General features: G+C 58.0%; 4 protein-coding genes and 2 pseudogenes. 1 reads left to right on the forward strand and 5 read right to left on the reverse strand.

Annotated elements, in window-relative coordinates; translation table 11 throughout:
- The 5 genes and pseudogenes from Q5H31_RS08250 to guaA all read right to left on the reverse strand — a co-directional run.
- A partial coding sequence (locus tag Q5H31_RS08250; RefSeq protein WP_368043778.1) for a transposase occupies positions 1–81 on the reverse strand: 81 nt, incomplete at its 3' end.
- 64 nt (positions 82–145) lie between these two features.
- Positions 146–892, reverse strand: a pseudogene (locus Q5H31_RS07995) (IS66 family transposase); the annotation flags it as partial.
- 541 nt (positions 893–1,433) lie between these two features.
- On the reverse strand, positions 1,434–1,829 hold the full coding sequence (locus Q5H31_RS08000) for an arsenate reductase ArsC (protein ID WP_049136685.1): 396 nt from the start codon (positions 1,827–1,829) through the stop codon (positions 1,434–1,436).
- Positions 1,822–2,346 (reverse strand): annotated as a pseudogene (locus Q5H31_RS08005) (arsenic resistance protein); the annotation flags it as partial. The pseudogene Q5H31_RS08005 and the gene Q5H31_RS08000, both read right to left, overlap by 8 nt.
- A gap of 352 nt (positions 2,347–2,698) precedes the next feature.
- A complete protein-coding gene (gene guaA, locus Q5H31_RS08015; protein ID WP_007057943.1) occupies positions 2,699–4,261 on the reverse strand; it encodes a glutamine-hydrolyzing GMP synthase in 1,563 nt (520 codons plus the stop codon).
- Positions 4,262–4,706: 445 nt separating this feature from the next.
- On the opposite strand from guaA, the gene Q5H31_RS08020 reads away from it, so the two are divergent.
- Positions 4,707–6,514: phosphoketolase family protein (locus tag Q5H31_RS08020; protein ID WP_302457661.1), on the forward strand; the 1,808-nt coding region annotated here is incomplete at its 3' end.

The following is a 6,514-nucleotide window of genomic DNA, read 5'->3' on the forward strand; positions in this document are numbered from 1 at the left end:
CGCATCGCTGAAGAGCCAGTTCTTGCGCCCTACGACGAAGATTCGCTGGGCCTGCTCGGCGACGTTGTTCGAGAGCTCCAGGTGCCCCGTCTTCGAGCACGTTCATGACGTAGGGCCAGAACTCCACAGCGTACTGCAGCGCACGGTGCGGCGCCAGCTTCGGCGAGGCTAGGGGAAGCTGGGCCCGCGCCCATCCCCCGAAGTCCTCCATGAGCGGGCGGAGCTCCGCGTCGCGGGCGGCCTTCCTGCCGCCCGGCTCCATGTCGTCGAACTTGGAGTCGACCTTGAACATGGCGTCGATCCTGCGCCTTGCCTCGAGCGCAACGCTGGCCGCAGACGCCGCCTTGGCGTCGCCGCCGGCGATCTTCACGATTTGGGCGAAGTAGCGGCGCACGTGGACGAGGCACGCCGTGTTGGCGATGTTGGGGTTGCCGAGATTGAAGTAGGGTTTGTAGCCGTTGGCGGTAAGCGTGCCGGACCAGCCCGCAAGAAACTCCTGGGCAACGCCCTTCCTGCGGGTCTCGTGGTATTCGAATACATACACGGGCACGTTGCAGCGCGCCGAGCAGAACAGCCACATCCTCGATTTCTTCTTCGCCTCGCGGTTCGGCTCTTTCAGGACCTGAACCGTGGTCTCATCGGCATGAATCCTGACATGCGACAGCAGCTCGACCTTCATTCTCTCATGGACCTTCGCCAGCCAGCGCGCGTGCACGTTCATCATCCAGTTCGCCATGTCCTGGCGCGATATCGTCGCGCCGCACGCCTTGAGGTCTGTCTCTATGCGGTAGAGCGGCAGCGACATGACGTACTTGCCGTTGACGATCCAGGCAAGCAGCGACGGCGTCGCAAACGAGCCTGGTATCGGCGGCTCAGGCTGCGGTGCTCGCACGATGACGCCCTTGCGTTCCTATTGAGTTTCACTTGAGTTTCAGGGGCGTTTTTGGGGTGGTGGGACAAACTACTGGGACAGTTCACTCTCCGAAAAATCCTTTACTCTTCGTCCGCTGCGTGTCGCCATGTCCGTGGTGTACGCGCTTTTAGAGTAAAAATGACTGAAACTGCAGGTCAAAAGGCATAAAGAGACCCCCTGAAAACGTTGTTTCCAGAGGGTCTCAATAGTTTTTACTCACCCAAAATCACAGGTGGCTTTACGCTTTTTCGTACGTGGCGGCACACTGCGACACTCTACGGACGGAATTTCGATTGCGCAAAATCCGCTCCAGTTTACTCCCACTCGCCAAAGTAAAACTGGTTCTAAACAATACTGTTTAGGGGATTTGACTCTTAGTTGCTCAATTTGATACCAATTATCCAACTTATACGGCGTTGTCGGACTCCTGTTATCAAAAGATTATCAAGCCCAATGTTATCAGCAGAAAAGCAATGGTTTGGATCATCTGTATTATACCACAAGCAGAGTGCTATTTCAATCAAATAAGGGACTGCTTCAACTGTAGAATCCGTTTTCCAATCTCTCGAATGATCTCGACAAAGACTTGATCTTCGCTTCCGGTCGGATCTTCTAATCCCCAGTTATCGTCAAATGCTCTACCAATGAAAGGACAGCCCACATTGCACCCCATGGAGATTGCAATATCAGGGGCAGGAATATCCGAGATCAGTTTGGAATACTGGGTTTTCTCCATGTCAATCCCGTACAGTTCTTTCATAATGCGGACAGCATCCTGATTGATTTGCGGTTTTGTTTCCGTTCCTGCGGAATAGCTTTCAAACACATCGGAAGCCAAGTGCTTTCCCAAGGCCTCGGCAATCTGACTGCGGCAGGAATTATGGACGCAGATAAATGCCACCTTTTTCTTACTCATATTTGAACCAGTCTTTCGTTTTATTTGCGTTTTTTTACAAGGAACAGCATCACGGGAACTTCTGTCAGCACACCCACAGTCGTTGCCAGTGCCGCAGGGGAAGTCGTTCCAAACAAGGCGATTGCAACAGCAACAGCCAGTTCAAAGAAGTTGGAAGCACAAATCATTCCGGCGGGAGCAGCAATCTTGTAGGGCAGCTTCAAAACCCGGCAAGCGATATACGCAATCGCAAAAATCAGGAAGGTCTGTAAAATCAGCGGTACCGCAATCAAAACAATGTGCAGAGGTTTTTCCAGAATGGTATTGCCTTGGAACGAGAAAATCATCACCAGCGTCAGCAATAAGCCAATAGTAGTTACACTGTCAAACATATGGATGAAAGTCTCCTCAAAGTACACTGCCCCTTCCGCTTGATGACAGCCGAACGGGTCAGCATACCGCCAGCCAGAGGAAACACCACAAACAGTACCACAGAGAGAATCAGGGTATCCCACGGAACGGGAACATTGGAACGCCCAGCAAAAAATGCCCGTTGAGTTCGATTTGAGTTTCACGGGCCCCGAAACGGCCCCGTTTCGCCCTCGGGGACAAAAACCGCGCGTCAACTCACTTGGGATAAATCCTTACTCCCATTCCCTCGAATACCTCCCCGTGCCTTGTTGTCTTGAAACACGGGGAGTAAATGGCGAAATCGCAGGTGAAAGGGAGTAAAACGGCAAAGAAAAAGCCTCCGTTCCAACGAGGGAACGGAGGCTAGGAAATCGTTTTTACTCACTGCCGTCGCTGGCGGTTTTGCCATGACTCTCGTACGAAACGAAACTCAGCGGTACACCACGGCACTCAAAAGAGCAGGTCAAAGCCCTATCGGCTTACTCCCATTCGATGGTCGCCGGCGGCTTGGAGGTGCAATCGAGGACGACGCGGTTGATCTGGCGGCATTCGTTGGTGATGCGCGTGGAGATCGTGGCGAGCACATCGTAGGGGACACGGGACCAGTCGGCGGTCATGGCGTCTTCCGAGCTGACCGGGCGCAGGACGATCGGCGAGCCGTAGGTGCGCTCGTCGCCTTGGACGCCGACAGAGTGAACGTCAGCCAGAAGCACGACCGGGCACTGCCAGATGTCGCGGTCGAGACCGGCCTTGGAGAGTTCCTCGCGGGCGATGGCGTCGGCCTCGCGCAGCAGGTCGAGGCGCTCCTTGGTGATCTCGCCGATGATGCGGATGCCCAGACCCGGGCCCGGGAAGGGCTGACGCCAGACGATTTCGTCGGGCAGACCGAGCTCGGTGCCGATGGCGCGCACCTCATCCTTGAACAGAGTGCGCAGCGGTTCGATGAGCTGGAACTTGATGTCCTCGGGCAGGCCGCCGACGTTGTGGTGGCTCTTGATGTTGGCCGCGCCGTCGCCGCCGCCGGATTCGACGACGTCGGGGTAGAGCGTGCCCTGCACGAGGAACTTGACCTCCTTGCCGCGGGCGCCGGCCTCTTCGAGGACCTGGCGCTGGGCCTTCTCGAAGGTGCGGATGAACTTCTCGCCGATGATCTTGCGCTTGCGCTCCGGTTCGGAGACGCCTGCGAGGGCGTCGAGGAAGTCGTCGGCGGCGTCGACGGTGATGAGGCGGATGCCGGTCGCGGCGACGAAGTCGTGCTTGACCTGCTCGACTTCGCCCTTGCGCAGCAGGCCGTGGTCCACGAACACGCAGGTGAGCTGGTCGCCGATGGCCTTGTGTACCAGAGCGGCGGCCACGGCGGAATCAACGCCGCCGGACAGGCCGCAGATCACCTCGGCGTCGCCGACCTGCTCGCGGATCTTCTTGACTTGATCCTCGATAATCGAGGAGGCATCCCAGTCGTTGGGCAGCGCGGCGCAACGGTGCAGGAAGTTTTCGATAAGCTTCTGGCCAAGCGGGGAGTGCTTGACTTCCGGGTGCCACTGCACACCATAGAGCTTGCGGGATTCGTCCGCCATGGCGGCCACGGGCGCGCCTTCGGTGTGGGCCAGCACTTCGAAGCCGGCCGGGGCCTGTTCGACCGCCACACCGTGGCTCATCCACGTGGTCTGCTCGGCGGGGGAGTCGGCGAGGATGCCGGCGGCGTCGTCGATGGTGGCTGAGGTCTTGCCGTATTCGCCGAGCGCGGCCTTATCCACCTTGCCGCCGAGCTCATAGGCCATGACCTGGAAGCCGTAGCAGATACCAAGCACCGGAACACCGGATTCGAATACCTTGGTGTCTATGGTCGGCGCGCCGGGCTCGAACACGGAGGCCGGGCCGCCAGACAGAATAATCGCCTTCGGATCCTTGGCCAGGATCTCGTCGACCGGCATGGAATGAGGGACCAGCTCGGAGTACACGCCTGCTTCGCGCACGCGGCGGGCGATGAGCTGGGCGTACTGGGCGCCGAAGTCGACGACAAGCACAGGACCGTTTGCCATTGATATTCCCCTAACGTTCATTGGAATTTTACGTGGGCTGAACACCCCTGATTATCACTGGTCAAGGCGACAAGGCCGACACGCAGAGACTATGTGCGCAAATCGAACAAACTACATGCCTGTAGACGGACAACACGCCGATTTCGAACATGGGAAATCGAACGTGCGCTGTTCTAGCCAAATGCTGGATTTCCGCATGCTTCCGCTGTTTTGAAAAAGTATGTTGAAAAAACTAATGTTGACAAACGGTCAGTCGAACCGCACAAATACTGAAATATCCGCAACAATTTCGAACACACCCGCAAGAAATCGTTCAAAAGTCGCGTTGTCCTCGTACCATGACGATTGATTGGGAACGGAAAACCTTGGCACCGCAAGGGTCAGGGACCGTGACCGAACAGAAATAATCAATCGCACGATCACGTGCAGGAGTACAGGAGTACACATGACGAGTCCTGTTATTGGCACCCCTTGGAAGAAGCTCAACGCTCCGGTTTCCGAGGAAGCCCTCGAAGGCGTTGACAAGTACTGGCGCGTTGCCAACTACCTTTCCATCGGCCAGATTTATCTGCGTTCCAACCCGCTGATGAAGGAGCCCTTCACCCGCGAAGATGTGAAGCACCGTCTGGTGGGCCACTGGGGCACTACCCCTGGCCTGAACTTCCTCATCGGCCACATCAACCGTTTCATTGCTGACCACGGCCAGAACACCGTGATCATCATGGGCCCGGGCCACGGTGGCCCGGCCGGTACCTCCCAGTCCTACCTGGACGGCACCTACACCGAGACCTTCCCGAAGATCACCAAGGACGAAGCTGGTCTGCAGAAGTTCTTCCGTCAGTTCTCTTACCCGGGCGGCATTCCGTCCCACTTCGCTCCGGAGACCCCGGGCTCCATCCACGAGGGTGGTGAGCTGGGTTACGCTCTGTCCCACGCTTACGGCGCCATCATGGACAACCCGAGCCTGTTTGTCCCGGCCATCGTCGGCGACGGCGAGGCTGAGACCGGCCCGCTGGCTACCGGCTGGCAGTCCAACAAGCTCGTGAACCCGCGCACCGACGGTATCGTGCTGCCGATCCTGCACCTCAACGGCTACAAGATCGCCAACCCGACCATCCTGTCCCGCATCTCCGACGAAGAGCTCCACGAGTTCTTCCACGGCATGGGTTACGAGCCCTACGAGTTCGTCGCTGGCTTCGATGATGAGGACCACATGTCCATCCACCGTCGCTTCGCCGAGCTGTGGGAGACCATCTGGGACGAGATCTGCGACATCAAGGCCACCGCTCAGACCGACAACGTGCACCGTCCGTTCTACCCGATGCTGATCTTCCGCACCCCGAAGGGCTGGACCTGCCCGAAGTACATCGACGGCAAGAAGACCGAGGGCTCCTGGCGTTCCCACCAGGTGCCGCTGGCTTCCGCCCGCGACACCGAGGCCCACTTCGAGGTTCTCAAGAACTGGCTCGAGTCCTACAAGCCGGAAGAGCTGTTCGACGCCAACGGTGCTGTCAAGGACGACGTCCTTGCCTTCATGCCGAAGGGCGAGCTGCGTATCGGTGCCAACCCGAACGCCAACGGTGGTGTGATCCGCAACGACCTGAAGCTGCCGAACCTCGAGGACTACGAGGTCAAGGAAGTGGCTGAGTACGGCCACGGCTGGGGCCAGCTCGAGGCCACCCGTACCCTGGGTGCCTACACTCGCGACATCATCAAGAACAACCCGCGCGACTTCCGCATCTTCGGACCGGATGAGACCGCTTCCAACCGTCTGCAGGCTTCCTACGAAGTCACCAACAAGCAGTGGGATGCCGGCTACATCTCCGACGAGGTCGACGAGCACATGCACGTCTCCGGCCAGGTCGTTGAGCAGCTGTCCGAGCACCAGATGGAAGGCTTCCTCGAGGCCTACCTGCTGACCGGTCGTCACGGCATCTGGAGCTCCTACGAGTCCTTCGTCCACGTGATCGACTCCATGCTGAACCAGCACGCCAAGTGGCTTGAGGCTACCGTCCGCGAGATTCCGTGGCGCAAGCCGATCGCCTCCATGAACCTGCTGGTCTCCTCCCATGTTTGGCGTCAGGACCACAACGGCTTCTCCCACCAGGATCCGGGTGTCACCTCCGTCCTGCTGAACAAGTGCTTCCACAACGACCACGTCATCGGCATCTACTTCGCCACCGATGCGAACATGCTGCTGGCCATCGCCGAGAAGTGCTACAAGTCCACCAACAAGATCAACGCCATCATCGC

Source organism: uncultured Bifidobacterium sp. (genome assembly GCF_959020155.1).
In the GTDB taxonomy this organism is placed as follows: domain Bacteria; phylum Actinomycetota; class Actinomycetes; order Actinomycetales; family Bifidobacteriaceae; genus Bifidobacterium.